This window comes from Streptomyces laurentii (assembly GCF_040635425.1).
Classification (GTDB): domain Bacteria; phylum Actinomycetota; class Actinomycetes; order Streptomycetales; family Streptomycetaceae; genus Streptomyces; species Streptomyces laurentii.
Map to the genome: position 1 here is coordinate 63,018 of NZ_JBEYHT010000024.1, position 25,790 is coordinate 88,807.

A 25,790-nucleotide genomic window follows, 5' to 3' on the forward strand; every position below is an offset into this window, starting at 1 on the left:
CGGTTACGCGGCGGGCGCGACCAGGCGGTAGCCGACGCCCCGCACGGTCTCGATGAGGGCGGGCATGCGCAGCTTCGAGCGCAGGGAGGCGACGTGGACCTCCAGCGTGCGGCCGGTGCCCTCCCAATTGGTGCGCCAGACCTCGCTGATGATCTGCTCGCGGCGGAAGACCACGCCGGGCCGCTGCGCGAGCAGGGCGAGCAGGTCGAACTCCTTGCGGGTGAGCGGGACGGCGGCGCCGTCGACGCTGACCCGGCGGGTGGGCAGTTCGACGGTGACGGTGCCGAGCCGCAGCACACCCTCGTCGGCGGCCGTTCCGGTCTCCTCGCTCGTGGTGTTGCGCCGGCTGACGGCGTGGATCCGGGCGAGCAGCTCGCCGGTGTCGTACGGCTTGACCACGTAGTCGTCGGCGCCCAGGTTGAGGCCGTGGATCCGGGAGCGGACGTCCGCCCGCGCGGTCACCATGATCACCGGGGTGCTGGTGAGCTTCCGGATCCGCCCGCAGACCTGGTAGCCGTCCTGGTCGGGCAGGCCGAGGTCGAGCAGGATCACCCCGTACGAGGGGCGCTCGCCGTGCGTGGCGGGCAGCACGGCCTGGAGCGCCTCCTCGCCGTTGCGGGCGTGGGTGACGGCGAAGCCGTGCCGCGCGAGGATCGCGGAGAGCGCGGCGGCGACATGGTCGTCGTCCTCGACGAGCAGCAGTCTCATGGGCCCTCCTTCGTGCCTCGGGGTCGCTCGGACGCACGCGGCGGCGCGACCTGACGTGAGGCGCCGTACGTGCGGTGATGGGCGGTGACGCCGGGCATATGCCCGATCGTCCCGTGGGTGCCACGCGGCGCCCTGGCGGTGAACGCCGACGTCACGCGATGACCATCTGTCTACCAGGGCATGAACGCCGATGGTGACGGTCGCCGTCAAGTCTTCCCCGGTTGCTCCGGTGCTTCTGTTATCCAGCCGGTACGCCACGGCACGCCCTGTTCACGCAAAGTGCCCGTTTGCGACCGGATCGTTATCCTCAAACTTCGCTCAGATGTGATGACTCCCCTCCCATCTGCTCTCTAATGTCCTCCCCAACCGAGCAGGACGGAGCGAGAAGCCGATGAGCAATGTGTCAGTGACCAAGGGTGTGAGGGACGCCGTGCCGACCGCGGACGAGCTGGTCGTGCTCTCCGACGTGAACAAGCACTTCGGCGCGCTGCACGTGCTCCAGGACATCGACCTCACGATCCACCGCGGCGAGGTCGTGGTGGTCATCGGGCCGTCCGGGTCCGGCAAGTCCACGCTGTGCCGCACGATCAACCGCCTGGAGACCATAGACTCCGGCAGCATCACCATCGACGGGAAGCCCCTGCCCCAGGAGGGCCGGGAGCTGGCGCGGCTGCGGTCGGACGTCGGCATGGTCTTCCAGTCGTTCAACCTCTTCGCGCACAAGACGGTGCTCGAGAACGTGATGCTGGGCCAGATCAAGGTCCGCAAGACCGACAAGAAGGAAGCCGAGACCCGGGCGCGCGCGCTGCTCGACCGGGTCGGGGTGGGCGCGCAGGCCGACAAGTACCCGGCGCAGCTCTCCGGCGGCCAGCAGCAGCGCGTGGCCATCGCCCGCGCGCTGGCCATGGGCCCCAAGGTCATCCTGTTCGACGAGCCGACCTCGGCCCTCGACCCGGAGATGATCAACGAGGTCCTCGAGGTCATGCAGCAGCTGGCGCGGGAGGGCATGACGATGGTCGTCGTCACGCACGAGATGGGCTTCGCCCGCTCGGCCGCCAACCGCGTGGTGTTCATGGCCGACGGCCGGATCATCGAGCAGGCCTCCCCCGAGGAGTTCTTCAGCAACCCGCGCAGCGACCGCGCCAAGGACTTCCTGTCGAAGATCCTGCACCACTGAGTCCCGGCCCCGCGCCGAGCCGCCCCACGGGCGGGTCCGGCACACCCGCCGGACCGGCGCCACGACCGGCCGGAACCACGACCGTTCGCCTCCCCGGCACGTCGAAGGACACGCCGGACCGGCGCCGCCCCCGGTGGCCGGAACTCCGGCGGCCAGGATCACCGGCGGCCGAAACTCCGAGTCGCCGCACGCGACTTGCCGCACACTGACGATCGACTACCCACGACTTGAGGGATGTTCACGATGAAGCTCCGCAAGACCGCGGCCGTGGCCGTTGCCGTCCTCGCGCTGACCGCGACCGCCTGTGGCGGCAAGGAAGGCTCGGCCGGCGACAAGCCCGCCACCAAGCCGGGTGACGCCGCTGCTCCGCAGCTCCCCACGTACACCGTCGCGAGCGGTGTCGACCTCGATTCGCCGACGTTCAAGAAGGCCAAGGAGCGCGGCAAGCTGATCATCGGCTCCAAGGCCGACCAGCCGTACCTCGGCTTCGAGGACCAGGCGACGAAGAAGCGCTCCGGCTTCGACGTCGAGATCGCCAAGATGATCGCCGCCGAGCTCGGCTTCTCCGAGGACAAGATCGAGTGGAAGACGGTCGACTCCAAGCTCCGTGAGACGGCGATCTCCACGGGTCAGGTCGACTACTACGTCGGCACCTACACGATCAACGACAAGCGCAAGGAGCAGGTCGGCTTCGCGGGCCCGTACTACCTGGCCGGCGCCGACCTCCTGGTCCGCAAGGACGAGACCGGGATCACCGGCCCGGAGAGCGTCAAGGGCAAGAAGGTCTGCTCGATCACGGGCTCGACCCCGCTCCAGGAGATCAAGAAGCCGGAGTACGGCGCGCAGACCATCGAGCTGGGCAAGTACTCCGACTGCGTACAGCAGCTGCTCACCAAGCAGGTCGACGCCGTCACCACCGACGACGCCATCCTCAAGGGCTACGCCGCCGCCAACTCCGGCAAGCTCAAGGTCACGGGCAAGCCGTTCACCAAGGAGCCGTACGGCATCGGCATGAACAAGGACGACAAGGCCCTGCGCGGCAAGGTGTCCGACATCCTCGACAAGTTCGAGAAGGACGGCACCTACAAGAAGATCTACGAGGCCACCCTCGGCCTCTCGGGTTCGGCCTACACCGAGCCGCCGGCGCTCGAGCGCTACTGATCCGCCGCCGCGCGAGCGCCCCGCAGGCCCTTCCCCGCCTCGGGGCGCTCCGCCGCCGCCCCGCCCCACCCTGATCCTTCCCGGCTCTTCCCGGCCTCCCGGCCCGTGGACCAGCCAGGCCCGGCCGGCCGGCCCGTGCCGGCCGGTGCCCGCGGGCCCGCCGCCCGTAAGCCCGCCGCCGACCGCCGACGCGGAGTCCTCATGAATGTACTGCTCGACCATTTCCCGGAATTCCGCGACGGATTCATAGGAACCGTCGAGATCACCGCCATCAGCTCGGTCATCGCGCTGGTCCTCGGCATCGTCGTCGCCGGCTTCCGGGTCTCCCCCGTCCCCCCGCTGCGTTTCTTCGGCACGGCCTGGGTGACGCTGCTGCGCAACACCCCGCTGACGCTGCTCTTCCTGATCTTCTTCTTCGTCGTCCCGGAGATCCTCTTCCCGGGCATGAGCCCGTTCCTGCTCGGCTCGCTCGCGCTCGGCTTCTACACCTCGTCCTTCGTGTGCGAGGCCGTCCGCTCCGGCATCGGCACCGTGCCGCTCGGCCAGGCCGAGGCCGCCCGTTCGCTGGGCCTGACCTTCTCGCAGACGCTGCGGCTGATCGTGCTGCCGCAGGCCACCCGGACCGTGCTGCCCCCGCTGAGCTCGATCTTCATCGCGCTGACGAAGAACTCGGCCATCGCCGGTGCCTTCAGCGTCACCGAGCTCTTCGGCTGGCAGACGCTGATGAGCGAGCAGGGTTACGCGATCGCCCCGATCTTCCTCTGGGTCGCCGTCGCCTACCTCGTCGTCACCTTCGCCATCAGCGGACTGTTCCGTGTCCTCGAGCGCAACATGGAGGTCGCCCGATGAGCGCCAGCGTTCTCTTCGACGCGCCCGGCCCCAAGGCGCGGATCCGCAACCGGATCTACGCCGTCGTCGGCATCCTCGTCATCGCCGCCCTGCTCGCCGTCAGCGTGATGCGGCTGAGCGCCAAGGGGCACCTCGCCCCCGAGATGTGGGACATCTTCAACTACTCGGGCATCCGGCAGAACATCGCCGACGCCCTCGTCGCCACCCTGAAGGCGTTCGGTCTCGCGGCGATCGGCTCCCTCGTCCTCGGTGTGCTCCTCGCCGTCGCCCGGCTCTCCGACCACAAGCCGGTCCGCTGGGCGGCCACCGCCTTCGTCGAGGTCTTCCGCTCCCTGCCGCTGCTCATCACGATCTACGCGGTGTGGGTCGGCTTCCTCGCCGACTACTCGATGTGGGCGCTGGCGATCGGCCTGTCGATCTACAACGGCTGCGTCCAGGCCGAGGTGCTGCGGGCCGGTGTGAACGCGGTGCCGCGCGGCCAGCGCGAAGCGGCGTACGCGCTCGGCATGAGCAAGACCCAGGTCATGACGACCGTCCTGCTGCCGCAGGCGGTCCGGGCCATGCTGCCGACGATCATCAGCCAGCTCGTGGTCACCCTCAAGGACACCTCGCTCGGCTTCGTGATCCTCTACCCGGAGCTGCTCCAGACCGCGCGTCTGATCGCCTCCAACACGCTGGTCAACGGCCAGTACCCGTATGTGTCGACGATCGTCGTCACCGGCACCATCTACATCGCGCTGTGCCTCGCCCTGTCCGGCCTCGCCACCTGGATCGAGAAGCGCGGCCGCCGGGCCAAGACCGGCATCGCCGTGGCCCACGCCGGTGCCCCGGGCACCGAGGCGGAGCCCGCCGTGGACGCCCCCGGCGCCGGCGGCGCGCCGGCCGGCGGACCGTCCGACAGCGGTGGCATCGCGAAGATCTGACGGCATGTGACATCATCCGGGGGCAGTGGCTGGCGCCGCTGCCCCCTTTCACTTGACGCGCGCATCCCCAGTGGGTTGCATACGTTCTGTGATCAAGCTCCGGGCCCGCACCACCCTTCGCCGTGCTTCCCGCGCGGCCGTACGGTCTCGGGCCGTACGCCTCAGCACGCCCTCAGGAGCCGCCCCGTGGAGCCGGTGATCATCGTGGGCGCAGGGCCCGTCGGTCTCGCGCTCTCCCTCGCGCTCGCCGCCCAGGACGTGCCGAGCGTCGTCCTCGACGAGGGCCCCGGCACCGACGAACCCCGCCCCGCCCGTACCGTCGTGCTGCGCGCCGACATGGCCGCCCTGATCGAGCGGCTGGGCTGCGCCACCGTACGTGACGAGGGGATGCGCTGGATCGGCTGGCGCGCGATGCGGCGCGCCCGGCAGACCCGGCACGTGCCGCTCGACCTGGGCCTGGGCACCGTCCTGGCCGGCGAGGAGGGGCTGCCCGGGGACGCGGCGGGCCCGGCCGCACCCCTGCACATCCCCCAGCACGCCCTCACCCGCGGACTGCGCGACGCCGCCGCCCGCCACGACCTCGTCACGCTCGTCCCCGGCTCCCGGGTCGACATCATCGAGCAGGACGAGCACGGGGTCAGCGCCCACACCCGCGGCCCCGACGGCAGCTGGTGGCGCGGCACCCATCTGGTCGGCTGCGACGGCGCCCGCTCGATCGTGCGCAAGCTGCTCGGCGTCCGCTTCCCCGGGCGTACGGCGGTGGAACGGCACGCGGTCGCCGCGCTGCGCACCGAACTCCCCTGGGCCGGCGAGGCGTTGCTGCACCGTCGGCCGCCGTGGCGGGACGCGGGCGAGGAGATCGCCGCCCGGCCGCTGCCCGACGGGGTGTGGCGGATCGACTGGCTGCTGCCGTCGCGCGGCGAGCTGGTCACGCCCGACGCGCTCGTCGGTCGGATCCGCGACACCCTCGCCGGCTGGTGCGAGGGGACGACTCCCCCGTACGAGCTGATCGACACCGGCGTGTACACCGTGCACCACCGGCTGGCCCGGCGCTGGCGGGTGGACCGGGTCCTGCTCGCGGGCGACGCGGCGCATCTGCTGGGCGCGGTCGGCACCCAGGGGGTGGACGAGGGGATGCGGGACGTCGACAACCTGGCCTGGAAACTGGCCCTGGTCTGGCACCGCCCGGACACCTCGGAGACCCTCCTCGACAGCTACCAGAGCGAGCGGCGGGCGGCCGTCGCCAGTCTGCTGCGCGCGGCGGACCAGGCGCTGCCGATACTGCGCGGCGGCGGGGGGCTGCGCGGCTGTCTGCCGGGCGGCGGGCGCGGGCACGACGTCCTGCTCACCGACGGGCATCTGGGGCGCGGCCCGCTGGGCGCGCTGCCCGCCTACCCGCACTCGCCGCTGGCGCCCGAGCCGTCGGAGGGCCGGATCCCGGTGGGTACGCCGGACGGCGCGCCGGTCGACGACGTACGGGTCTCGGCGCCGGACGGTACGACGGTGCGGCTGCGCGACCGGCTCGGCCGGGGGCGGCTGATCGTCCTGCTGGTCGCGCCGGGCACCGGGGTGTGGGACCGGCGGCACTGGGTGAGCGCGGGGGTCATGCCGCAGCTGGCCGAGGCCGTGGAGGCGCTTCCGGCGCCGGCGGAACTGCTGGTCACGGACGGCTACCCGGGCGCTCCCGCGCACGCGGTGCTCCTGGTCCGGCCCGACGGGCATCTGGCGGCGGCCTTCTCCGGCGTCCTGCCGGAGGAGCTGCACGCGGCGGCCGACGCGGTACGGGGCGGCGTGCTGGACGCCGAGACCGCCGACGACGACGCGGCGGACGACGAGGATCACGAGAGCCACGCGGACGCCGAGGCCGAGGCCGACGACGAGGCGGGGCACAAAGGCCGGCGGACGAAGGCACGCCGGAAGGGCCGTGCAAAGGACCGCGAGGACGTAGTCGCGGACGCCACCTGACGGTCTGCGGGACGGGCGGGCGCGGGCGGTGCGGTCGGCGGCCCACCAGGCCGTGGAACCACCCAGGGGTCCCTCGGCGCCCGCTCCGGGCGCCGCACCTCGGCCGGGTGAAGCGAACGAATCCCCGCAGAAGGGCTCGTCCTAGAAGGGCTCGTCGAGTCCCTCGGTGTCCTCGCCCTCCTCTTCCAGGGCCTGGCGCACCACGCGCAGCGCCATGCCCTCCGGGTACCCCTTGCGCGCGAGCATGCCGGCGAGTCTGCGCAGCCGCCGGTCGCGTTCGAGACCGCGGGTGGCACGCAGCTTGCGGTCGACGAGTTCGCGGGCGCGGGCCTCCTCCTGGTCGGAGTCGAGCCGCTCGACCGCCTCCTGGATCACGGTCGGGTCGACGCCCTTGGTACGCAGCTCGCGGGCGAGCGCCCGGCGGGCGAGGCCCCGGCCGTGGTGGCGGGACTCGACCCAGGCACCGGCGAAGGCGGCGTCGTCGATGAGCCCCACGTCCTCGAAGCGGGACAGCACCTCCTCGGCGACCTCGTCGGGGATCTCCCGCTTGCGCAGGGCGTCGGCGAGCTGCTTGCGGGTACGCGGGGTCCCGGTGAGCAGGCGCAGGCAGATGGCCCGCGCCCGCTCAGCCGGATCCTGGGACGACAGCTCCTTCTCGGCCCTCGACGAGTCGGGGCTGTCGTCCGGCCATTCGGTGCGACCGGTCACCGGGTCAGCTCTTGGCCGCGGTGGCCTTGGTCGCCTTGGCGATCTTGGCGGAGGCCGGGGCCGCCTTGCCCGCCTCGTCCGCGCCGCTGCCGGCGGCGTCCGCGCCCGGCTCGGCCGAGGACTCCTCGGGCCGGACACCGACGCCCAGCTTCTCCTTGATCTTCTTCTCGATCTCGTCGGCGAGGTCGGGGTTGTCCTTGAGGAAGTTGCGGGCGTTCTCCTTGCCCTGGCCGAGCTGGTCGCCCTCGTACGTGTACCAGGCACCGGCCTTGCGGACGAAGCCGTGCTCCACGCCCATGTCGATCAGGCCGCCCTCGCGACTGATGCCCTGGCCGTAGAGGATGTCGAACTCGGCCTGCTTGAACGGCGGCGCGACCTTGTTCTTGACGACCTTGACGCGGGTGCGGTTGCCCACCGCTTCCGTGCCGTCCTTGAGCGTCTCGATGCGGCGGATGTCGAGGCGCACCGAGGCGTAGAACTTCAGCGCGCGGCCACCGGTCGTGGTCTCCGGCGAGCCGAACATCACGCCGATCTTCTCGCGGAGCTGGTTGATGAAGATCGCGGTGGTCTTGGACTGGTTGAGCGCGCTGGTGATCTTCCGCAGGGCCTGGCTCATCAGGCGGGCCTGGAGGCCGACGTGCGAGTCGCCCATCTCGCCCTCGATCTCCGCGCGCGGGACGAGCGCGGCGACGGAGTCGATGACGATCAGGTCGAGGGCGCCGGAGCGGACCAGCATGTCGACGATCTCGAGGGCCTGCTCGCCGTTGTCCGGCTGAGACAGGATGAGGTTGTCGATGTCGACGCCCAGCTTGCGGGCGTACTCCGGGTCGAGGGCGTGCTCGGCGTCCACGAAGGCGACCTGGCCGCCGGCCTTCTGCGCGTTGGCGACGGCGTGCAGGGTCAGGGTCGTCTTACCGGAGGACTCCGGGCCGTAGATCTCCACGACACGGCCACGCGGCAGGCCGCCGACGCCCAGGGCGACGTCGAGGGCGGTCGATCCGGTCGGAATGACCTCGATCGGCTCCTTCGAGCGCTCTCCCATGCGCATGACGGCGCCCTTGCCGAATTGCCGTTCAATCTGTGCGAGCGCGGCGTCGAGCGCCTTCTCGCGGTCGGTTCCTGCCATGGGTTCCACCCGGTTTGCTTGAGTCGATCGCTTCATGTGAAAGACGCTAACCCCTGCCACTGACAATGGGCCCCGACGTCCCTCCAGCCTGTGGATAACTCGGCGACAACCCCGTGATTCCAAGGCTCCGACACCCATAAGAATAGATGTTCGATTTTCGTGTCAAGCGCACCGCTCCGAAGCCCCGCGGCACCGCCGCCGCCTTGCGGCAGCCCACCGCGAGCCCGTGCCGCCGACGCCGGAACGAGCCCCCGAGCGGGTCCTAACGGCCGGGACGAGGCATCCGGACGACCACGGTTCCGCCGTCCAGATCCACCGTCGTCGTGTGCGGCGGCGCCCCGTCGTCCTCCTCGTCCGGCATGATCAGCGCCGACTGCCGCTCCTTGAGCTCGTTCTGCTTGCCCGGCGAGAAGCTCGCGTGCAGCTGCTCGAAGCCGGTCGCCGATATCTGGCCCTGCCGCGCGCTGTTCCGCCACGGCAGCAGCCCGGCCCGCCCGGCGCGCAGCAGCAGCTGGTCGACGAAGGCCAGCGAGGTCAGGGCGACGACCAGCCCCGGCAGGGTCACGAAGAAGACGAATCCCATACGGCCAGTGTGGAGGAACCCGCGTGACCGCACCCGCCCTTCGCCGGCACGCCCGCCCGCTCCTGGCCCCCGCCCTACTCCTGGTCCCCGCCCTCGCGGGCTGCCGCGTCCTTCTTCACGTGCAGCGCCTTCTGGACCCGGGCGAGGACCGCCACCCCGTAGCCGCGGTGGCCGTGGACGCGCGGGTCCTCGGTGACGTCGTACCGCTTCACGTAGGCCCCGAGGAACGCCTGGAGAGTGGCGACCGCCGGGATGGCGATCAGCGCGCCGACCGCGCCGAGCAGCGCGGTGCCGGCGATGACCGAGCCGAAGGCCACCGCCGGGTGGATGTCCACGGTCTTGGACGTCAGCTTCGGCTGGAGCACGTAGTTCTCGATCTGCTGGTACACCACGACGAAGACCAGCACCCACAGGGCGTACCAGGGGTCGACGGTGAAGGCGATCAGCATCGGCAGCGCGCCCGCCAGGTAGGTGCCGATGGTCGGGATGAACTGCGACACCAGGCCGACCCAGATGCCGAGCGCGGGCGCGTACGGCACGCCCAGGATCTCGAAGAGCACGAAGTGCGCGGCACCGGAGACCAGTGCCATCAGACCGCGCGAGTAGAGGTAGCCACCGGTCTTGTCGACGGCGATCTCCCAGGCCCGCAGTACCTCCTTCTGCCGGGCCGGCGGCAGCACCGAGCAGACCCCGCGGCGCAGCCGGGGCCCGTCGGCGGCGAAGTAGAACGCGAACAGGAAGATCGTCAGGAGCTTGAACAGGCCGCCGAGCAGGGTCGTGGAGACGTCCAGCACGCCCGACGCGCTGTTCTGCACGTACTTCTGCAGCCAGTCGGACCGCAGCAGGCTGTCCTGGACCTCCAGCCGGGAGAGATCGGTGTGGAAGTGCTGGTTGGTCCAGTTGATCAGCGAGTCGAGGTACTGGGGGAAGTTCTCGACCATGTCGACGATCTGGCCGGCCAGCATCGAGCCGAGCATGGCGACGAAGCCCGCGCCCGCGAGCAGGGCCCCGAAGAAGACGAGGAAGGTCGCGAGGCCCCGGCGCATCCCGCGGGCCGCCATCCGTCCGACGGCCGGCTCGATGGCCAGTGCCAGGAAGAAGGCGAGCAGGATGTTGACCAGCAGGCCGAACAGCTGGTGGAAGGCCCAGCTGCCGATCTGGAAGCAGGCGTAGAGCGCGAGGGCGAGCACCAGGGCGCGGGGCAGCCAGCGGGGCATGCGCCCGCCGGCCGGCGCCGCGCGCCGGTCCGTACCGCCGTCGCCGCCCGCTCCCTCGGCCGGAGCCGGTACGGTCCCGGCCGGGTCCCCGGTCACGCCGGATTCCGCCGGGGTGGGGGCCGGGACGGTCGCCACGGCGGTGGTCCGGGCGGTGGTCAGCGCCGCCGGTGCGGCGGGCGCCGTACCGGCTCCTCCGCCGTCGCGGGCACGGTCGGCGCGGCCGTCCGCCCCGTCCATGTCACGGGTCTCGTCAGGGGTCTCGTCGTTCGCGTCAATCGGGGCCACCCCGCCAGTCTCGCGCACCGCGCGGACATTCCCTGCTGGACCTCCTCACATCACCGCTTCTCGGCGGGTACGCCGACGACGGCGCAGACCGCCCGCCAGACGTCCTTGGCCTCCCAGCCCGCGTCCAGTGCCTGGTGCACCGTGCGTCCGCCGAGCTCCGACATCACATGGTCCCGGGCGAAGGTCTCGGCAGAGGACGGACCGAAGTGGTCGGTCATGCGTTCCCAGAAAATCGTCAACCGCATGCCCTCAGTATCCCGCCCTCACGAGTGCAGCCCGGGCCGAAGCCCTTGTCGGACGCGGTTTCCCCCCTACGGTTCGGAGCATGGCTGGAAATCCTCCGGAAACCACCGCTCCGTCCGCTTCACCGCTCGCGCGGGCCGAGCACTTCGTCTGGCTGACCGCCCGCGTGCTGGAACAGCGCCGGTTCGCCTACCACTTCCTGCGCGGCGGCGCCGACCCCGTCGAGGCCGCCCTCACCGCGTATCTCGACGAGGACGGCGGCTACGGGCACGCCCTCGAACCCGACCTGCGCGGGCCGGTCAGCCAGCCCCTGCACACGGCACACGCGCTGCGGGTCCTCGACTCCATCGGCCGCTGCGGCGGGCTGCGGGTCGAGCGGATCTGCCGTTATCTGACCGAGGTGTCCACCCACGACGGGGCGCTGCCCGCCGTCCATCCCTCCCAGCGCGGCTATCCGCTGGCCCCGTTCGTGCCCGTCGTCGACGACCCGCCCAGCGAGCTGCTCGCCACCGGCCCGGTGGTCGGGCTGCTGCACCGCAACCAGGTCTGGCACGCCTGGCTGTTCCGGGCCACCGAGTTCTGCTGGGCCGCCGTGGACGCGCTGGAGAAGTCGCATCCGTACGAGATCCACGCGGCGGTCGCCTTCCTTGACGGGGTCCCGGACCGGGCCCGCGCGCAGGCGGCCGGAGACCGGCTCGGACGGATGGTGCGCGAGCAGCGGCTCGCGGTGCTCGACCCGGACCGGCCGGAGGACTACCCGGTCGCCGACGGGTACGCGCCGGGCGAGTTCCACTACCCGCACGACTACGCGCGCGTACCGGACTCGCTGGCCCGCCGCTGGTTCACCGACGAGGAGATGGAACGCTCGCTCGACCATCTCGCGGCGGCGCAGCAGGAGGACGGGGGCTGGCCGGTCACCTGGCGGCTGTGGGCGCCGGGCTCGGCCCTGGAGTGGCGGCCGATCCTCACCGTGGAGGCGCTGCGGACGCTGCGCGCGCACGGCCGGCCGATCGACTGAGCTCCGGGCCCCGCGCGCCGTACGGGCCGGGTTCCTCCGGCGGTCAGCCGCCGAGGGCCCGGACCCCCGCCGTGACCAGGACGGCCGCGCCGACCACCACCAGGAACGGGGCCCGCAGGACGAGCGCGAGCGCGGCGGCCCCGAGTCCGGCGGCACGGGCGTCGAGGACGAGGGCGCCCTGGGCGCTGAAGGTCTGCTGCGCGGTGAGGGCGGCGAGCAGGGCGACCGGGACGAGCGAGGAGAGGCGCCGGACGAGCGGGCGTTCCAGGGTGCCGGCCGGGACGAGCAGGCCGAGCAGCTTGACCAGGTAGCAGCCGGCAGCGGTCAGCGCGATGGCGAGCCAGACGTTCATCGGATCCTCCCCTCGCCCCGGCGCGTCCCGCGCAGCCAGAGCACGAGCGGCGCGGCGAGCGCGGCGACGAGCACGGGCACCCCGGCCGGCAGGACCGGCAGCAGGCCGAGCCCGAGGAGGACGGCGAAGGCGGCGGTGGCCCGCTCGGTGGCGGTCCTCAGCATCGGCGCGAGCAGCGCGAGGAAGACGGCGGGTCCGGCCGCGTCCAGGCCCCACGCGCCGGTGTCGCCGATGGCCTCGGCGCCGAGCGCGCCGAGCAGCGTGGTGAGGTTCCACAGCACGTACAGCGTCACGCCGGTGACGGTGAAGCCGAGCCGGGCGGTCCGGCGGGTGGGCTGGGCGAGGGCGACGGCCGTGGTCTCGTCGATCACCCACTGCGCCGCGAACGGGCGGACGAGCCGGCGCAGCGCCAGCAGCTGCGAGAGCCGCAGCCCGTAGAAGGCGTTGCGGGTGCCGAGGAAGAACGCCCCGGCGGCCGCGGTGAACGGGTTGCCGCCCGCCGCGAGCGCGCCCACCAGCGCGAACTGCGACGCGCCGGTGAAGACCAGCAGGCTCAGGGCGCAGCTCTGGAGGAGGCTGAGGCCGGCGCCCGCCGAGGTGACGCCGAAGGCGAAGCCGGAGAGTCCGACGGCGATGCCGACGCCGAGGGCGTCGCGCACGACGGCGCCGTCGCTCTTGGGGCTCTCGCGCACGGGGGCGGAGGCGGGGAGGGAGTCGGTCGCCGGGGCGGGCCCGGTGCCGGGTATCTCCGGGGGTGCTGTCTGTTCTGCCACGTCGGTGACGGTACGGACGGGGCCGGACGGCGTCTTGTACGTTCTTGCGCCCCTGCGCCCGCCGCTGTGCCTGGGCCCGCGCCCGCGCCCCGTACGCCGCGCCGCGCGCCGGTCAGCGGCTCTTCCCCCGCTGGTACGCGCCGGGCGGCACGCCCACGCTCCGGGTGAAGTGCCGGTTGAGGTGCGGCTGGTCGGTGAAACCGACCGCGACGGCGGCCTCGGCCGGCGGCAGCCCCGCGTCGAGGAGCCGCCGGGCCCGCCGGACCCGGGCGTCGGTCAGCCAGGTGTGCGGCGGCATCCCGTACGCCGTCCGGAAGGCCCGCAGCAGCGCGAAGGGACTGGTGCCGAGCTCGGCGGCGAGCCGTTCCAGGGTGGGCGGGTCGGCCATCCGCTCCTCCAGGACGGCACGCGCGCGTGCGGCGTCCCGTGCCCCCGCCGCGCGCGGGGCCGCCGACGCGACCCGGCCGCCGTGGCTGCGCAGCAGCCGGGCGGTGACCAGGCGCAACAGGCTGTCGGCGGCCAGCGCGTTGCCTTCCTCGGCGGCCCGGTGCACGGCGACGACGAGCCGCGCGGCGTACGGGTCGTCGACGACGGGCTGGGTGAATCCGACGTCGCCGCGCAGGGCGAGGGTGTCGTCCGCGATGGAGCGGATCAGCTCGGGGTCGGGGTAGATCGTGCGGTAGGTCCAGCCCTCGGGGACGCCCGCGTGCCCGGTGTGCGGGGTGTCGGGATTGACCAGGGCGATCTGGCCGGGTCCGGCGTGGACGAGGTCGCTGCCGTAGTGGAAGGCCTCGACGCCCTCGGTGATGGCGGCGAAGACGAAGCTCTCGTGGGTGTGCCGGGAGAAGGACTTGTGCAGGTAGCGGGCGTGCAGCAGGTCGACGCCGGGCAGCGCGGCGGGCTGCCAGTAGCGGGCCCGCTCGCCGGTGGTCCGGTTCCGCCCGACGGCCGGACCCTCCTCGGCGGGCGCGCCGCTGCGGTCGCCCTCGGCGACGGCGTGCCCGCGCGGCACACCCCCCGTACGACGGCCCCCGAGTACCGTGCCCGAGCCGGCTCCGGACGCGTCCGCACCGGCCGATTCCACCCCGCTGAGGCCCGGGTCGCCCGGACCCGGGTCGCCTTGGCGGCCCCGGCCTTCCGGTATCCGGCCTCCCCGCCCCCGGCCGTCCGCTTCCCTGCTCGCCATGCCCCCATTGTCGCCCGGCGCCCGCCTCCGCGACCCGCCGCCGGCCCGGTTTCCCCAGGTCCGGGCGGTTGTCAGTGGCGGGGTGCACGATGGGGGGCATGGTCGGTTCCGCGCTCGACGCCTTCTCCCCCGCGACCCGCGGCTGGTTCAGCGGGGCCTTCTCCGCGCCCACCGCCGCGCAGGAGGGCGCCTGGCGGGCCATCGGCGCGGGCTCGGACGTGCTCGTCGTGGCGCCGACGGGTTCCGGCAAGACGCTGGCCGCGTTCCTCGCCTCGCTCGACCGGCTGGCGGCCGTTCCCCCGCCCGCCGACGCGAAGAAGCGCTGCCGGGTGCTGTACGTGTCGCCGCTGAAGGCGCTCGCCGTCGACGTCGAGCGCAATCTCCGCTCGCCGCTGACCGGCATCCGCCAGGAGTCGGTCCGGCTCGGGCTGCCGGAACCGGACATCAAGGTCGGCATCCGCTCCGGCGACACCCCGCCCGCCGAGCGGCGGACGCTCGCGACCCGGCCGCCGGACATCCTGATCACCACCCCGGAGTCGCTGTTCCTGATGCTGACCTCGGCCACGCGCGACGCGCTCGCGGGCGTGGAGACGGTCATCCTCGACGAGGTGCACGCGGTCGCCGGGACCAAGCGCGGCGCGCATCTGGCGCTGTCCCTGGAGCGGCTTGACGAGCTGCTGCCCCGCCCCGCCCGCCGGATCGGCCTGTCGGCGACGGTGCGGCCGGTGGAGGAGGTGGCGCGCTACCTCTCGCCGATGCGCAAGGTGGAGATCGTCCAGCCGCCGTCGGGCAAGGAGTTCGACCTGTCGGTGGTCGTGCCGGTGCAGGACATGGGCGAGCTGGGCGGCTCCCCGGCATCCGACGCCTCCGGCGGAAGCGGGGGCGGGCCGGACGGCGGCGACCGGCCGTCGATCTGGCCGCACGTGGAGGAGCGGATCGCCGATCTGGTGCAGGCGCACCGCTCGACGATCGTCTTCGCCAACTCCCGCCGGCTCGCCGAGCGCCTGTGCAACCGCCTCAACGAGATCGGGTACGAGCGGGCGACCGGTGAGGCCCTGCCCGAGGGCAAACCGCCCGCCGAGATCATGGCCCAGTCCGGCGCGGCGCGCGGCGCGCCGGCGCTGCTCGCCCGGGCGCACCACGGCTCGGTCTCCAAGGAACAGCGCGCCCAGGTCGAGGAGGACCTGAAGGCCGGCCGGCTGCCGGCCGTGGTGGCGACGTCCAGCCTGGAGCTGGGCATCGACATGGGCGCGGTGGATCTGGTCGTCCAGGTCGAGGCGCCGCCGTCGGTGGCCTCCGGCCTCCAGCGGGTGGGCCGCGCGGGGCACCAGGTCGGCGCGGTGTCCACCGGCGTGGTCTTCCCCAAGTACCGGGGCGATCTGGTGCAGTCGGCGGTCGTCACCGAGCGGATGCGCACGGGCTCCATCGAGTCGCTGCGCGTCCCGGCGAACCCGCTGGACGTGCTGGCCCAGCAGCTGGTGGCGATGGTCGCGCTCGACACCCGGCAGGTGGACGACCTGCTGGCGACGGTACGGCGGGCGGCGCCGTTCGCGGCGCTGCCCGAGTCGGCGTTCACGGCGGTCCTGGACATGCTGGCGGGCCGCTATCCCTCGGACGCGTTCGCCGAGCTGCGTCCGCGCGTGGTGTGGGACCGGGTGGCGGGGACGGTGACGGGCCGGCCCGGCGCGCAGCGGCTCGCGGTCACCTCCGGCGGCACGATCCCCGACCGGGGCCTGTTCGGCGTGTTCCTGGCCGGCTCGGACCCGAAGAAGGGCGGAGGCCGGGTCGGCGAGCTGGACGAGGAGATGGTGTACGAGTCGCGGGTCGGCGACGTGTTCACCCTCGGCACCACCTCCTGGCGGATCGAGGACATCACCCGCGACCGTGTCCTGGTCACGCCCGCGCCGGGCGTGCCGGGCCGGCTGCCGTTCTGGAAGGGCGACCAGCTGGGCCGCCCGCTCGAACTGGGCCGCGCGGTGGGCGCGTTCCTCCGCGAGGTCGGGGCGCTCGCGCCGGAGGACGCCCGGCTGCGGCTGCTGGCGGCCGGGCTCGACGCCTGGGCGGCGGACAACGTCATCGCGTACCTCGCCGAACAGCGCGAGGCCTGCGGCCATGTGCCGGACGACCGGACGATCCTGGTGGAGCGGTTCCGCGACGAGCTGGGCGACTGGCGGGTCGTCGTCCACTCGCCCTTCGGGGCGCAGGTGCACGCACCGTGGGCGCTGGCCCTGGGCGCCCGGCTGGCCGAGCGGTACGGGCTGGACGCCCAGGTCATGCACGCCGACGACGGGATCGTGCTGCGGCTGCCGGACGCCGACCTGATGGGGCTCGATCTGCTCGACGGCGCCTCCGGCGACGGGGTGGATCCGGGCCGTTTCGCCGACACCGCGTACGACAGCGAACAGGCCCCGGTCGGGGCGGCCGACACCGTCTTCGACCGGGGCGAGATCGAGCGGATCGTCACCGACCAGGTCGGCGGCTCGGCCCTGTTCGCGTCCCGGTTCCGGGAGTGCGCGGCCCGTGCCCTGTTGCTGCCCCGGCGCAGCCCCGGCCGGCGGACGCCGCTGTGGCAGCAGCGCCAGCGGGCGGCCCAACTGCTCCAGGTGGCGAGCGAGTTCGGCTCCTTCCCGATCGTCCTGGAGGCGGTCCGCGAATGCCTTCAGGACGTCTTCGACGTCCCCGGCCTGCGCGAGCTGATGGGCGACATCGAGTCCCGCCGGGTCCGTCTGGTGGAGGTCACCACCCCCGAGCCGTCGCCGTTCGCCCGCTCGCTGCTGTTCGGGTACGTGGCGCAGTTCCTGTACGAGGGCGACTCGCCGCTCGCCGAGCGGCGGGCCGCCGCGCTCTCGCTGGACTCCCGGCTGCTCGCCGAACTCCTCGGCCAGGCCGAGCTGCGCGAGCTGCTGGACCCGGACGTCCTGACCGAACTGGAGCGGGAGCTCCAGTGGCTGACGGAGGACCGGCGGATCAAGGACGTCGAGGGCGTCGCGGATCTGCTGCGGGTCCTCGGGCCGCTGACCGACGCGGAGCTGGCCGAGCGCGGCGCCGGACCGGACTGGGCGGCCGAGCTGGGCCGGGCCCGGCGGGCCATCCGGGTGCGGATCGCGGGCGCCGAGCACTGGGCGGCGATCGAGGACGCGGGCCGGCTGCGGGACGCGCTGGGCACGGCGCTGCCGGTGGGCGTGCCGGAGGCGTTCACGGAGCCGGTGAAGGACCCGCTGTCCGATCTGCTCGCCCGGTACGCCCGTACCCACGGCCCGTTCACCTCCTCACAGGCCGCCGCCCGGTTCGGGCTCGGCCCCGCGGTCACCGACGGCGCGCTGCACCGGCTGGCCGCCGGCGGCCGGGTCGTGGCCGGCGAGTTCCGTCCGCAGGGTGCCCAGTCCCCGTCCGAGGAGGCGCTGCGCACGGCCGTCTCGGAGCTGGGCACCGGTCAGGAGTGGTGCGACGCCACCGTGTTGCGGCGGCTGCGCCGCCGGTCCCTCGCCGCGCTGCGCCAGGAGCTGGAACCGGTGCCGCCGGCCGCCCTCGCGACCTTCCTGCCGCAGTGGCAGCACCTGGGGAGCAACAGCCTGCGCGGGATCGACGGGCTGGCCCGCGCGATCGAGCAGCTCCAGGGCGCGCCGGTGCCCGCCTCCGCCCTGGAGAAGCTGATCCTGCCGTCCCGGGTGCGGGACTACACCCCGGCGCTGCTCGACGAACTGACCACCACCGGCGAGGTGGTGTGGGCGGGCGCGGGCGCGCTGCCCGGCAAGGACGGCTGGGTCTCGCTCTATCTGGCCGACGCGGCGCCGCTGCTCCTGCCGCCGCCCCACCCGCTGGAGCTCACCGGACTGCACGAGTCGGTGCTCACCGCCCTGTCCGGCGGATACGGGCTGTTCTTCCGTCAGATCGCCGACCAGATCCGGGCCACCACCCATCCGGACGCGACGGACCCGCAGCTCGCGGACGCGCTGTGGGACCTGGCCTGGTCGGGCCGGCTGACCAACGACACGCTCGCCCCGCTGCGTGCGCTCCTCGGCTCGGGCCGCACGGCCGGAGCCACCGCCCACCGGGCCCGGCGCACGGTGCCGCGCGGCCGGTACGGGACGCTGAGCGCCGCCGCCCGCCCGGTCTCCCGCACCGGGCCGCCGACGGTCAGCGGCCGCTGGTCGCTGCTGCCGCCGGCCGATCCGGAACCGACCCACCGGGCGCACGCCCTGGCCCGCACGCTGCTCGACCGGCACGGCGTGGTGACCCGGGGCGCGGTGGCCGCCGAGGGCGTCGAGGGCGGTTTCGCGGCGACGTACCGGATCCTGTCGGCGTTCGAGGACAGCGGGCAGGCCCGCCGCGGCTATGTGGTGGAGGGCCTGGGCGCGGCCCAGTTCGCCATGGACGGCGCGGTGGACCGGCTGCGCGCGGCGGCGACCGCCCGTGACCGGGGCGCCGAGGAGGGCGCGGGCCCGCGGGCCGTGGTCCTGGCGGCGGCCGATCCGGCGAACGCGTACGGGGCGGCCCTGTCCTGGCCCGAGCCGCCGACCGGCGCCGGCCACAAACCGGGACGGAAGGCGGGCTCGCTGGTGGTCCTCGTCGACGGCGAGCTGACGCTCTACATGGAGCGCGGCGGCAAGACCCTGCTGTCCTGGGCGGACGATCCGGACGCGCCGGCCCTGCGCGCGGCGGCCGAGGCGCTGGCGGCCGCGGCCTCGGCGGGCTCGCTCGGCACGGTGACGGTGCAGCGGATCAACGGGGCCTCCTCGCTCACCTCGCCGCTGGCCCGCCCTCTGGAGGCAGCCGGCTTCCATGCCGTCCCGCAGGGCCTGCGGTTGCGGGCGTGACGACCCCATGCCCGAAGGAGACACCGTCTGGTACGCGGCCCACCGGCTCGACGCGGCGCTCGCCGGCCGGGTCCTCACCCGGGCGGACCTGCGGGTGCCGCGCTTCGCGACCGCCGATCTCACCGGCCGGCGGGTGCTCGGCGTCACCCCGCGCGGCAAGCATCTGCTGGCGCGCGTCGAGGGCGGGCTGACGCTCCACTCGCATCTGCGGATGGACGGAGCCTGGCGGGTGTACGCGACCGGGGAGCGCCCGCGCGGCGGCCCGGCGCACCAGATCCGGGCGGTGCTCGGAAACGCGGAGTTCACGGCGTACGGCTACCGGCTGCCGGTCCTGGAGCTGCTCCGTACGGCCGACGAATCGCAGGTGGTCGGCCATCTCGGGCCGGATCTGCTCGGCCCGGACTGGGATCCGGCGGAGGCGGTGCGCCGGCTGGCCGCCGATCCGGCGCGCCCGCTCGGCGAGGCCCTGCTCGACCAGCGGAACCTGGCCGGGATCGGCAATGTCTACAAGTCGGAGCTGGCGTTCCTGGCCGCCGTCACGCCCTGGCTCCCGGTGGGCGACCTCGGCCCCGGGGTGCCGGAGCGTCTGGTGGCCACCGCGCACCGGCTCCTGGAGGCCAACAAGGACCGCCCGGACCGCCGGACGACCACGACCCGCCGGACGGGGGAACGGCTGCACGTGTACGGCCGGGAGGGCCGGCCCTGCCCGCGCTGCGGCACCCCGGTGCGCAAGGCGGAGTCGGCGGACCGGGTGACGTACTGGTGCCCGGCCTGCCAGCGGGGCGGGCAGGGGGCGCGGACCGAACGGTGACGCGCCCCGCGGTCCATCCGAGGCCGAGCCCACCCGCGTGCCCGCGTCGGCCGGCGGGCGAGCCGGGGTTACCCTCGCCGCGTGGCGAACCCGTTTACGGAGCAGGGCGTCGAGCCGGCGCACGAGCTGATCGCCGATGCCCTGGGCCCTGCGGTCGAGGGCTGGGACGCGCTGATGCGTGAGCTGACGGAGGCCGGGGTCCAGGTGTCCTGGCGCTGGTACCGCGACGGCGGCTGGCTCGCCAAAGCGGCGAACCGGTCGCGCACGGTCGCCTGGATCGCCGTCGAGGACGACGCCACGCGGTGCGGCTTCCACTTCGCCGAGCGGCTCCGCGACGCCCTCCTCGACCGCCCGGACCTCCCACCGGCGCCGGCACGGCGGATCCGGGACGAACCCCTCCATGGCACGCTCTTCACGGTGTCGTTCACCATCGCGAGCCCGGCGGACGTCGCACGTCTGCGCCCGGTCCTGAAGGCCCGCATCGCCCTCCGCTGACCGGCGCTCCACGCCTCACCAGAGGCCGCGCTCGGATGTCCCGGGCTTCTCGGCGGCCTGCGCGGGCGCCTCCACGGCGTCGGCGCCCTCAGGCGGACCGGCCGCGGCGACACCGGCCGCCCGCGCCGCCGCGGCGTTGCGCCGTCCGGAGGAGGCGGCCACGTGTACGGGCAGCAGGCTCAGCCCCCAGCCACCCGCGGCCACCACCCCCTCGACCGGCCCGGTCTCCCCCGGCACCAGCAGCAGGCGCAGCGCCGCCCACCACCAGAGCCCTCCGGCCACCAGTCCGGCCGCGATCAGCATGAGCGTCACCAGCGGAACCCGTCGCCGTACCATGGCCGCCTCCTCCGCTCGACGCTAGCCCCGCGGGATCACCGGGCGGGAGGGCGCACAGGAGGCAGGCCCGGCGCACGCACCGCGTATCACCGGCCCCGCCGTCCCCGGCACCGCCCTCACCGCCGGCTCCGGCTCCGGCCCGTACGCCGGCACGGTCAGGCGCTCTCCGCCTGGTACATCCAGGAGTGCTTCTCGAGGTCCGCCGTGAGCGCGATCAGGATGTCCTGGCTCACCGGGTCCGGGTCGCCGGTCGCGTCGATCCGCTCCCGCATCCGCGCGACCACCACGCCCAGCGCCTCCACCATGGTCCGGACCGCGTCCACGTCCTTGATCCAGCCCTCGGCCACGGTCGGGATCGCACTCCCGGACGCCACCGTCGCCGCCCGCCCGTCCGGGTTCCACCCGATCGCCGTGGCGCGCTCGGCCACGATGTCCGAGTGCGTACGGGCGGTCGCGACCACCTCGTCGAGCTGGAGGTGCACGGAGCTGAAGCGGGGGCCGACCACGTTCCAGTGGATCTGCTTGGCCACCAGCGACAGATCGACCAGGTCGACGAGCGCGCCCTGCAGCGCGCCGCCGACCGTCTTGAGGGCGGTCTCGGACAGCGGGCTCTTCACGACGGACATTCCGGTTCTCCATTCGGTCGCGCGAGTGGCGCATCGCATGGCGCATACGGCACATGACCCGCGCCGTATACCGCATGTCCCCTCACCATGGCACGCCTCACCCGAATCCGGCATCTCAAACCAAACCCGCCGATCAGTGCACGAAGTGCCGAACCGGCAAAGGCAGAAGCCCCGGCCGGCACCCTCGTGAGGGCACCGTCCGGGGCTTCGGACCGTTCCGGTGGTGTCAGGCGGCGACGACGTCGACGGCCTTCGCGGGCGCCTTGATGGTCACCCGCTCGGTGGGCACACCGCCCACCGACGTCACCGACACCGAATTGAGCATGGGTCGCACCGGCGCCGGCACCGGTTCGCTCGCGGCGGCCGACGCGGCCAGTTCGGCCAGCGACAGCTCGTCGCTCACTTCGCGCATGAGCTCGGACATCCGTACGTCCAGCGCGTCGCAGATCGCGGAGAGCAGCTCGGAGGAAGCCTCCTTCTGCCCCCGCTCCACCTCGGAGAGATAGCCGAGTGAGACTCGGGCGGACGAGGAGACTTCGCGCAGAGTACGGCCCTGGCGCTGGCGCTGCCGACGCAGCACGTCACCCAGCAGGCGACGGAGCAGAATCATCGGTGGCTCCCTCCTCGGACCGCGTAGCCGCATCCTTCACGCCCCACCGTACCGCCTCGCGACGCGGCCGTGCGGGGAGCGATGTCGTGTTCACTCATGGCTGCAAACATCAATCTCCCCCGTTCTGTTCCGTATCCTGTGCCCGCGCATTTCCCGGCTGTTCGCCGTCGAGGCGGGCCCGCAGGAGGGCGAGCACGCTCCGTACACTCTCTGTACGGATGTCCGCTCGTCCGCCGTTCAACCGCAGTGCGGCCACGTTCCCCGATCCCGTACCGGACTCCCCCGGCCCGGCGACGGCCACGTACACCGTCCCCACCGGCTGCCCGTCCTGCGGGTCGGGTCCCGCCACCCCCGTCGTCGCGATGCCCCAGTCGGCTCCGAGCAGGGCCCGTACACCGGCCGCCATCTGCAGCGCGACCTCCGCATCGACCGCGCCCCGCTCCGCGAGCAGGGCCCCGTCGACCCCGAGCAGCCGCTCCTTGAGCGGAGTGGCGTAGGCGGTGACCGAGCCGAGGAAGCTCCGGGACGCGCCCGGCACCCCGGTCAGCTCGGCCGCCACCAGGCCGCCCGTGAGGGACTCCGCTACGGCGAGCGTGTGATCACGCTCCGCGAGCAGTTCCAGCACCCGGGCGGCTTCGTTCATCGTGCGTCGGCCCTCTCCGCCGCCGCGGCCCGCTCCGCGGCGAGACCGCTGCGGCGCAGGACGACGGCCTGTCGCACATAGTCCAGACCGGTGACGACGGTCAGCACGACGGCCACCGCCATCACCCAGAAGCGCAGAGTGGCGAGCGGACCGGTGAGCATGAGCACGTACATGCCGACCGCCGTGCCCTGCGCGAGGGTCTTCATCTTGCCGCCGCGGCTGGCCGGAATCACCCCGTGCCGGATCACCCAGAACCGCATCAGCGTGATGCCGAGCTCACGTGCCAGGATCACCGCCGTCACCCACCAGGGCAGATCGCCGAGCAAGGACAGCGAGATCAGTCCGGCCGCCATGATCGCCTTGTCCGCGATCGGGTCGGCGATCTTCCCGAAGTCCGTGACCAGGTTGTACGTCCGCGCCAGATGTCCGTCGAAGACGTCGGTGATCATGGCGACGGCGAACGCCGCCCACGCCCAGGCGCGCCACGCCGGGTCGTGTCCGCCGTCCTGGAACAGGAGCAGTACGAACCCGGGCACCAGCACGAGCCTGACCATGGTCAGGATGTTGGCGATGTTCCACAGGCTGGCCTGATTGACGGCCGCAGCGCCCAGCTTGCCTCGGGGCGCGGGCCTTCCGGTCCCGCCCGTAGCGGATGCCGGGACTCCGGTCATCTGCCCGCCTCCTCGTCCAGACACGCAACCACCAGGTCGACTCCCTCGGTCCCGACGACCTTCGCCGTGACCATCCGGCCCGGAGCGAGGTCCAGGCCCTCGGCCGAGTCCGCCGTGAGGACCACCTGGCCGTCGGTCTCGGGCGCCTGGTGCGCGGCGCGGCCGATCCAGCCGCCCTCGCCGTCGTTCTCGTCCTCGTCGAAGGACTCGACCAGTACTTCCAGGGTCTCGCCCATCCGCTCTTCCGCACGCTGGGCGGTCAGCTCCTCGGCGAGCCGCGACAGGTGCGCCAGACGCTCGTCGACCACGTCCTGGGGCAGCTTGTGCTCGTACGTGGCGGCTTCGGTGCCGTCCTCGTCGGAGTAGCCGAAGACGCCGATGGCGTCGAGGCGGGCGTGCGTGACGAAGCGCTCCAGCTCGGCGAAGTCCGCCTCGGTCTCGCCGGGGAAGCCGACGATGAAGTTGGAGCGGGCGCCGGCCGTCGGGGCCTTGTCCCGGATGGTCCGCAGCAGCTCCAGGAAGCGGTCGGTGTCGCCGAAGCGGCGCATCCGGCGCAGCACGTCCGGGGCGCTGTGCTGGAAGGACAGGTCGAAGTACGGGACCACCTTGTCGGTGGAGGTGAGCACGTCGATCAGGCCGGGGCGCATCTCGGCGGGCTGCAGGTAGCTGACCCGGACCCGCTCGATGCCGTCGACGCCGGCCAGCTCGGGCAGCAGGCTCTCCAGGAGGCGGATGTCGCCGAGGTCCTTGCCGTACGAGGTGTTGTTCTCGGAGACCAGCATGATCTCCTTCACGCCCTGCTCGGCGAGCCAGCGCGTCTCGTTCAGCACGTCGGAGGGACGGCGCGAGACGAAGGAGCCGCGGAAGGACGGGATGGCGCAGAAGGAGCAGCGCCGGTCGCAGCCGGAGGCCAGCTTCACCGAGGCGACGGGGCTGGTGTCCAGGCGGCGGCGCAGCGGCGCGCGCGGGCCGGAGGCGGGCGCGAGGCCCTCGGGCAGGTCGGCGGGAGCGCTCTCGGCGGCGGAGGCGAGGTCGGCCTCACCCGCCGTGCCGTGGCCGGGCAGGGCCACGCCCTCGGCGGCCTTCTGGCGCTCGACGGGGGACAGCGGGAGCAGCGAGCGCCGGTCGCGCGGGGTGTGCGCCTCGACGCTGCCGCCGCTGAGGATGACCTGGAGGCGGTTGGAGATGTCGGCGTAGTCGTCGAAGCCGAGCACACCGTCGGCCTCGGGCAGCGCGTCGGCGAGTTCCTTGCCGTAGCGCTCGGCCATGCAGCCGACGGCGACGACGGCCTGGGTGCGGCCGTGGTCCTTCAGGTCATTGGCTTCGAGAAGGGCGTCGACGGAGTCCTTCTTGGCGGCTTCGACGAAGCCGCAGGTGTTGACGACGGCGACGTCCGCTTCCTCGGCGTTCTCGACGAGCTCCCAGCCGTCCGCTGCCAAGCGGCCTGCGAGCTCCTCCGAGTCCACCTCGTTACGGGCGCATCCGAGAGTGACAAGGGCGACGGTACGGCGTTCGGGCATGGGCTCAAGACTACTTCGTCCCGGCCGCGCTCTCGTCGCGCAGGGTTCACCCTGGCGACGTGGGGCGTGACCGGGACGCCGGGAAGGGCCCGATCAGCCCGCCTGGGGGTCGCCCTTCGTGTACGAGAGGCGCTCGACCTGGCCGGACTCGAAGCTGTCCTCGACCTTCTTGCCGTTCACGTACAGCTCGATCGGGCCGGCGTTGCCGAGGATGAGATCGACGCGCTCGTCGTCCTGGAAGGTCTTGGACTGGCCGGCCAGGAGCAGGCCGTCGAAGAGCACCTTGCCGTCGTGGGCCTTGGCGGAGATCCAGCTCTTGTCGTCGGTCGCGGTCAGCTTGACGGTGACCTTGTCCTGCGGGACCGCGGCGATGGCGCTGTCCGAGGGGACGGGCTTGGGGTCGGCCGGCTTGGCCGGCTTCGGCTTGGCGGGGGCGGTGGCGCTGGTCGCGGGGGCGGGGCCCTCGGCGGCCGAACCGCCGGACGGGGCGTCCGTGCCGTTGAACATGGTGAAGCCGACGAATCCGACGACGGCCACGATCGCGGCGACCATGGCGGCGGTCCAGTTGGGGCGCCGGGGCTCGGCGCGGATACGTTCCGCCTCGAACAGCGGCGCGGCCGGGGTCGGCGCGGGACGGCCGCCGTGCTCGGCGTCGTACCGTTCGATCAGCGGCGCCGGATCCAGCCCCACGGCGCGCGCGAGCGTACGGATGTGCCCGCGCGCGTAGACGTCGCCGCCGCAGCGCGAGAAGTCGTCCTCCTCGATCGCCTGCACGATCGGGACCCGTACCCGGGTGGAGGTGCTGATCTCCTCGGCGGTGAGACCGGCCGCGATACGGGCCTGCTGGAGGGCACGACCGATGGATTCAGGGTCGTCTGCCGGGAAGTACCGGTCGTCTTCGGGGGAGTTGCCGATGGACACGAGAGCGCCTTTCGAGCGTGTAACCACCTGCTGGAGGTTCAGTCTATGGGTGGTACGAAAGGGTGG

At 73.1% G+C, this 25,790-nt stretch carries 24 protein-coding genes and 1 pseudogene; 9 read left to right on the forward strand and 16 right to left on the reverse strand.

Features of this window, described 5'->3' with window-relative positions; genetic code table 11:
* Positions 1-3: 3 nt before the first annotated feature.
* On the reverse strand, positions 4-708 hold the full coding sequence (locus ABZ693_RS17380) for a response regulator transcription factor (protein ID WP_359877543.1): 705 nt from the start codon (positions 706-708) through the stop codon (positions 4-6).
* Between the two features lie 391 nt (positions 709-1,099).
* Between ABZ693_RS17380 and ABZ693_RS17385 the strand changes: the two genes are divergently transcribed.
* The 5 genes from ABZ693_RS17385 to ABZ693_RS17405 all read left to right on the forward strand — a co-directional run bounded on the left by ABZ693_RS17385 (position 1,100) and on the right by ABZ693_RS17405 (position 6,783).
* Positions 1,100-1,885, forward strand: a complete 786-nt coding sequence (locus ABZ693_RS17385; protein ID WP_359877546.1) for an amino acid ABC transporter ATP-binding protein — start codon at positions 1,100-1,102, stop codon at positions 1,883-1,885.
* Between the two features lie 243 nt (positions 1,886-2,128).
* Complete coding sequence (locus tag ABZ693_RS17390; protein WP_359877549.1) at positions 2,129-3,046, forward strand: glutamate ABC transporter substrate-binding protein; 918 nt, start codon at positions 2,129-2,131, stop codon at positions 3,044-3,046.
* A gap of 201 nt (positions 3,047-3,247) precedes the next feature.
* The gene (locus tag ABZ693_RS17395; RefSeq protein ID WP_359877552.1) at positions 3,248-3,895 is read left to right on the forward strand and encodes an amino acid ABC transporter permease; all 648 of its coding nucleotides are present in this window, start codon (positions 3,248-3,250) and stop codon (positions 3,893-3,895) included.
* The gene (locus ABZ693_RS17400; protein ID WP_359877555.1) at positions 3,892-4,818 is read left to right on the forward strand and encodes an amino acid ABC transporter permease; all 927 of its coding nucleotides are present in this window, start codon (positions 3,892-3,894) and stop codon (positions 4,816-4,818) included. Before ABZ693_RS17395 ends, ABZ693_RS17400 begins: the two co-directional genes overlap by 4 nt.
* A gap of 186 nt (positions 4,819-5,004) precedes the next feature.
* Entirely contained in the window at positions 5,005-6,783 is a 1,779-nt protein-coding gene (locus ABZ693_RS17405; RefSeq protein WP_359877559.1) for an FAD-dependent monooxygenase, read from the forward strand.
* A gap of 141 nt (positions 6,784-6,924) precedes the next feature.
* Here ABZ693_RS17405 and recX read toward each other — a convergent pair whose 3' ends face one another.
* The 5 genes and pseudogenes from recX to ABZ693_RS17430 all read right to left on the reverse strand — a co-directional run bounded on the left by recX (position 6,925) and on the right by ABZ693_RS17430 (position 10,947).
* Positions 6,925-7,755, reverse strand: coding sequence for a recombination regulator RecX (recX, locus tag ABZ693_RS17410; RefSeq protein WP_359877561.1), 831 nt, complete (start codon positions 7,753-7,755; stop codon positions 6,925-6,927).
* Positions 7,694-8,755: pseudogene (gene recA, locus ABZ693_RS17415) on the reverse strand (recombinase RecA); the annotation flags it as partial. The gene recX and the pseudogene recA, both read right to left, overlap by 62 nt.
* A 124-nt stretch (positions 8,756-8,879) precedes the next feature.
* Positions 8,880-9,200 (reverse strand): DUF6191 domain-containing protein, encoded by a 321-nt coding sequence (locus ABZ693_RS17420; RefSeq protein WP_359877564.1) that lies wholly within the window; start codon positions 9,198-9,200, stop codon positions 8,880-8,882.
* A 74-nt stretch (positions 9,201-9,274) separates the two neighbouring features.
* Positions 9,275-10,417, reverse strand: a complete 1,143-nt coding sequence (locus tag ABZ693_RS17425) for an AI-2E family transporter (protein ID WP_435842452.1) — start codon at positions 10,415-10,417, stop codon at positions 9,275-9,277.
* Between the two features lie 335 nt (positions 10,418-10,752).
* Positions 10,753-10,947, reverse strand: a complete 195-nt coding sequence (locus ABZ693_RS17430; RefSeq protein WP_359877570.1) for a DUF3046 domain-containing protein — start codon at positions 10,945-10,947, stop codon at positions 10,753-10,755.
* An 80-nt stretch (positions 10,948-11,027) separates the two neighbouring features.
* Here ABZ693_RS17430 and ABZ693_RS17435 point away from each other — a divergent pair, with 80 nt between their 5' ends.
* Positions 11,028-11,963: a hypothetical protein gene (locus ABZ693_RS17435; protein ID WP_359877573.1), complete on the forward strand. Its 936-nt coding sequence runs from the start codon at positions 11,028-11,030 to the stop codon at positions 11,961-11,963.
* Between the two features lie 43 nt (positions 11,964-12,006).
* Here ABZ693_RS17435 and ABZ693_RS17440 read toward each other — a convergent pair whose 3' ends face one another.
* The 3 genes from ABZ693_RS17440 to ABZ693_RS17450 all read right to left on the reverse strand — a co-directional run bounded on the left by ABZ693_RS17440 (position 12,007) and on the right by ABZ693_RS17450 (position 14,274).
* Entirely contained in the window at positions 12,007-12,315 is a 309-nt protein-coding gene (locus ABZ693_RS17440) for an AzlD domain-containing protein (protein ID WP_359877575.1), read from the reverse strand.
* Positions 12,312-13,088 carry an AzlC family ABC transporter permease gene (locus ABZ693_RS17445; RefSeq protein ID WP_359877578.1) on the reverse strand — a complete coding sequence of 259 codons (777 nt, stop codon included), beginning with the start codon at positions 13,086-13,088 and terminating at the stop codon, positions 12,312-12,314. The genes ABZ693_RS17440 and ABZ693_RS17445 overlap by 4 nt, the downstream gene beginning before the upstream one ends.
* 112 nt (positions 13,089-13,200) lie before the next feature.
* Positions 13,201-14,274, reverse strand: coding sequence for an AraC family transcriptional regulator (locus ABZ693_RS17450; RefSeq protein ID WP_435842447.1), 1,074 nt, complete (start codon positions 14,272-14,274; stop codon positions 13,201-13,203).
* A 98-nt stretch (positions 14,275-14,372) separates the two neighbouring features.
* On the opposite strand from ABZ693_RS17450, the gene ABZ693_RS17455 reads away from it, so the two are divergent.
* From ABZ693_RS17455 to ABZ693_RS17465, 3 genes are all read left to right on the forward strand, one after another.
* Positions 14,373-19,091 (forward strand): ATP-dependent helicase, encoded by a 4,719-nt coding sequence (locus ABZ693_RS17455; RefSeq protein ID WP_359877581.1) that lies wholly within the window; start codon positions 14,373-14,375, stop codon positions 19,089-19,091.
* 7 nt (positions 19,092-19,098) lie between these two features.
* On the forward strand, positions 19,099-19,902 hold the full coding sequence (locus ABZ693_RS17460; RefSeq protein ID WP_359877584.1) for a DNA-formamidopyrimidine glycosylase family protein: 804 nt from the start codon (positions 19,099-19,101) through the stop codon (positions 19,900-19,902).
* Between the two features lie 81 nt (positions 19,903-19,983).
* Positions 19,984-20,397, forward strand: a complete 414-nt coding sequence (locus tag ABZ693_RS17465; RefSeq protein ID WP_359877587.1) for a DUF3788 family protein — start codon at positions 19,984-19,986, stop codon at positions 20,395-20,397.
* A gap of 15 nt (positions 20,398-20,412) precedes the next feature.
* Here the strand turns inward: ABZ693_RS17465 and ABZ693_RS17470 are convergent, their stop codons facing one another.
* The 7 genes from ABZ693_RS17470 to ABZ693_RS17500 form a co-directional block, all read right to left on the reverse strand.
* Positions 20,413-20,733 (reverse strand): hypothetical protein, encoded by a 321-nt coding sequence (locus ABZ693_RS17470; protein WP_359877589.1) that lies wholly within the window; start codon positions 20,731-20,733, stop codon positions 20,413-20,415.
* Positions 20,734-20,888: 155 nt separating this feature from the next.
* Entirely contained in the window at positions 20,889-21,359 is a 471-nt protein-coding gene (locus tag ABZ693_RS17475) for a Dps family protein (protein WP_359877592.1), read from the reverse strand.
* 226 nt (positions 21,360-21,585) lie between these two features.
* Positions 21,586-21,969, reverse strand: a complete 384-nt coding sequence (locus ABZ693_RS17480; protein WP_359877594.1) for a helix-turn-helix domain-containing protein — start codon at positions 21,967-21,969, stop codon at positions 21,586-21,588.
* A gap of 109 nt (positions 21,970-22,078) precedes the next feature.
* Positions 22,079-22,612: a CinA family protein gene (locus ABZ693_RS17485; protein WP_359877596.1), complete on the reverse strand. Its 534-nt coding sequence runs from the start codon at positions 22,610-22,612 to the stop codon at positions 22,079-22,081.
* Positions 22,609-23,283, reverse strand: coding sequence for a CDP-diacylglycerol--glycerol-3-phosphate 3-phosphatidyltransferase (gene pgsA, locus ABZ693_RS17490; protein ID WP_359877598.1), 675 nt, complete (start codon positions 23,281-23,283; stop codon positions 22,609-22,611). The genes ABZ693_RS17485 and pgsA overlap by 4 nt, the downstream gene beginning before the upstream one ends.
* Complete coding sequence (rimO, locus tag ABZ693_RS17495; RefSeq protein WP_359877601.1) at positions 23,280-24,803, reverse strand: 30S ribosomal protein S12 methylthiotransferase RimO; 1,524 nt, start codon at positions 24,801-24,803, stop codon at positions 23,280-23,282. The genes pgsA and rimO overlap by 4 nt, the downstream gene beginning before the upstream one ends.
* A gap of 93 nt (positions 24,804-24,896) precedes the next feature.
* Complete coding sequence (locus tag ABZ693_RS17500; protein WP_359877603.1) at positions 24,897-25,724, reverse strand: helix-turn-helix domain-containing protein; 828 nt, start codon at positions 25,722-25,724, stop codon at positions 24,897-24,899.
* Positions 25,725-25,790: the final 66 nt, after the last annotated feature.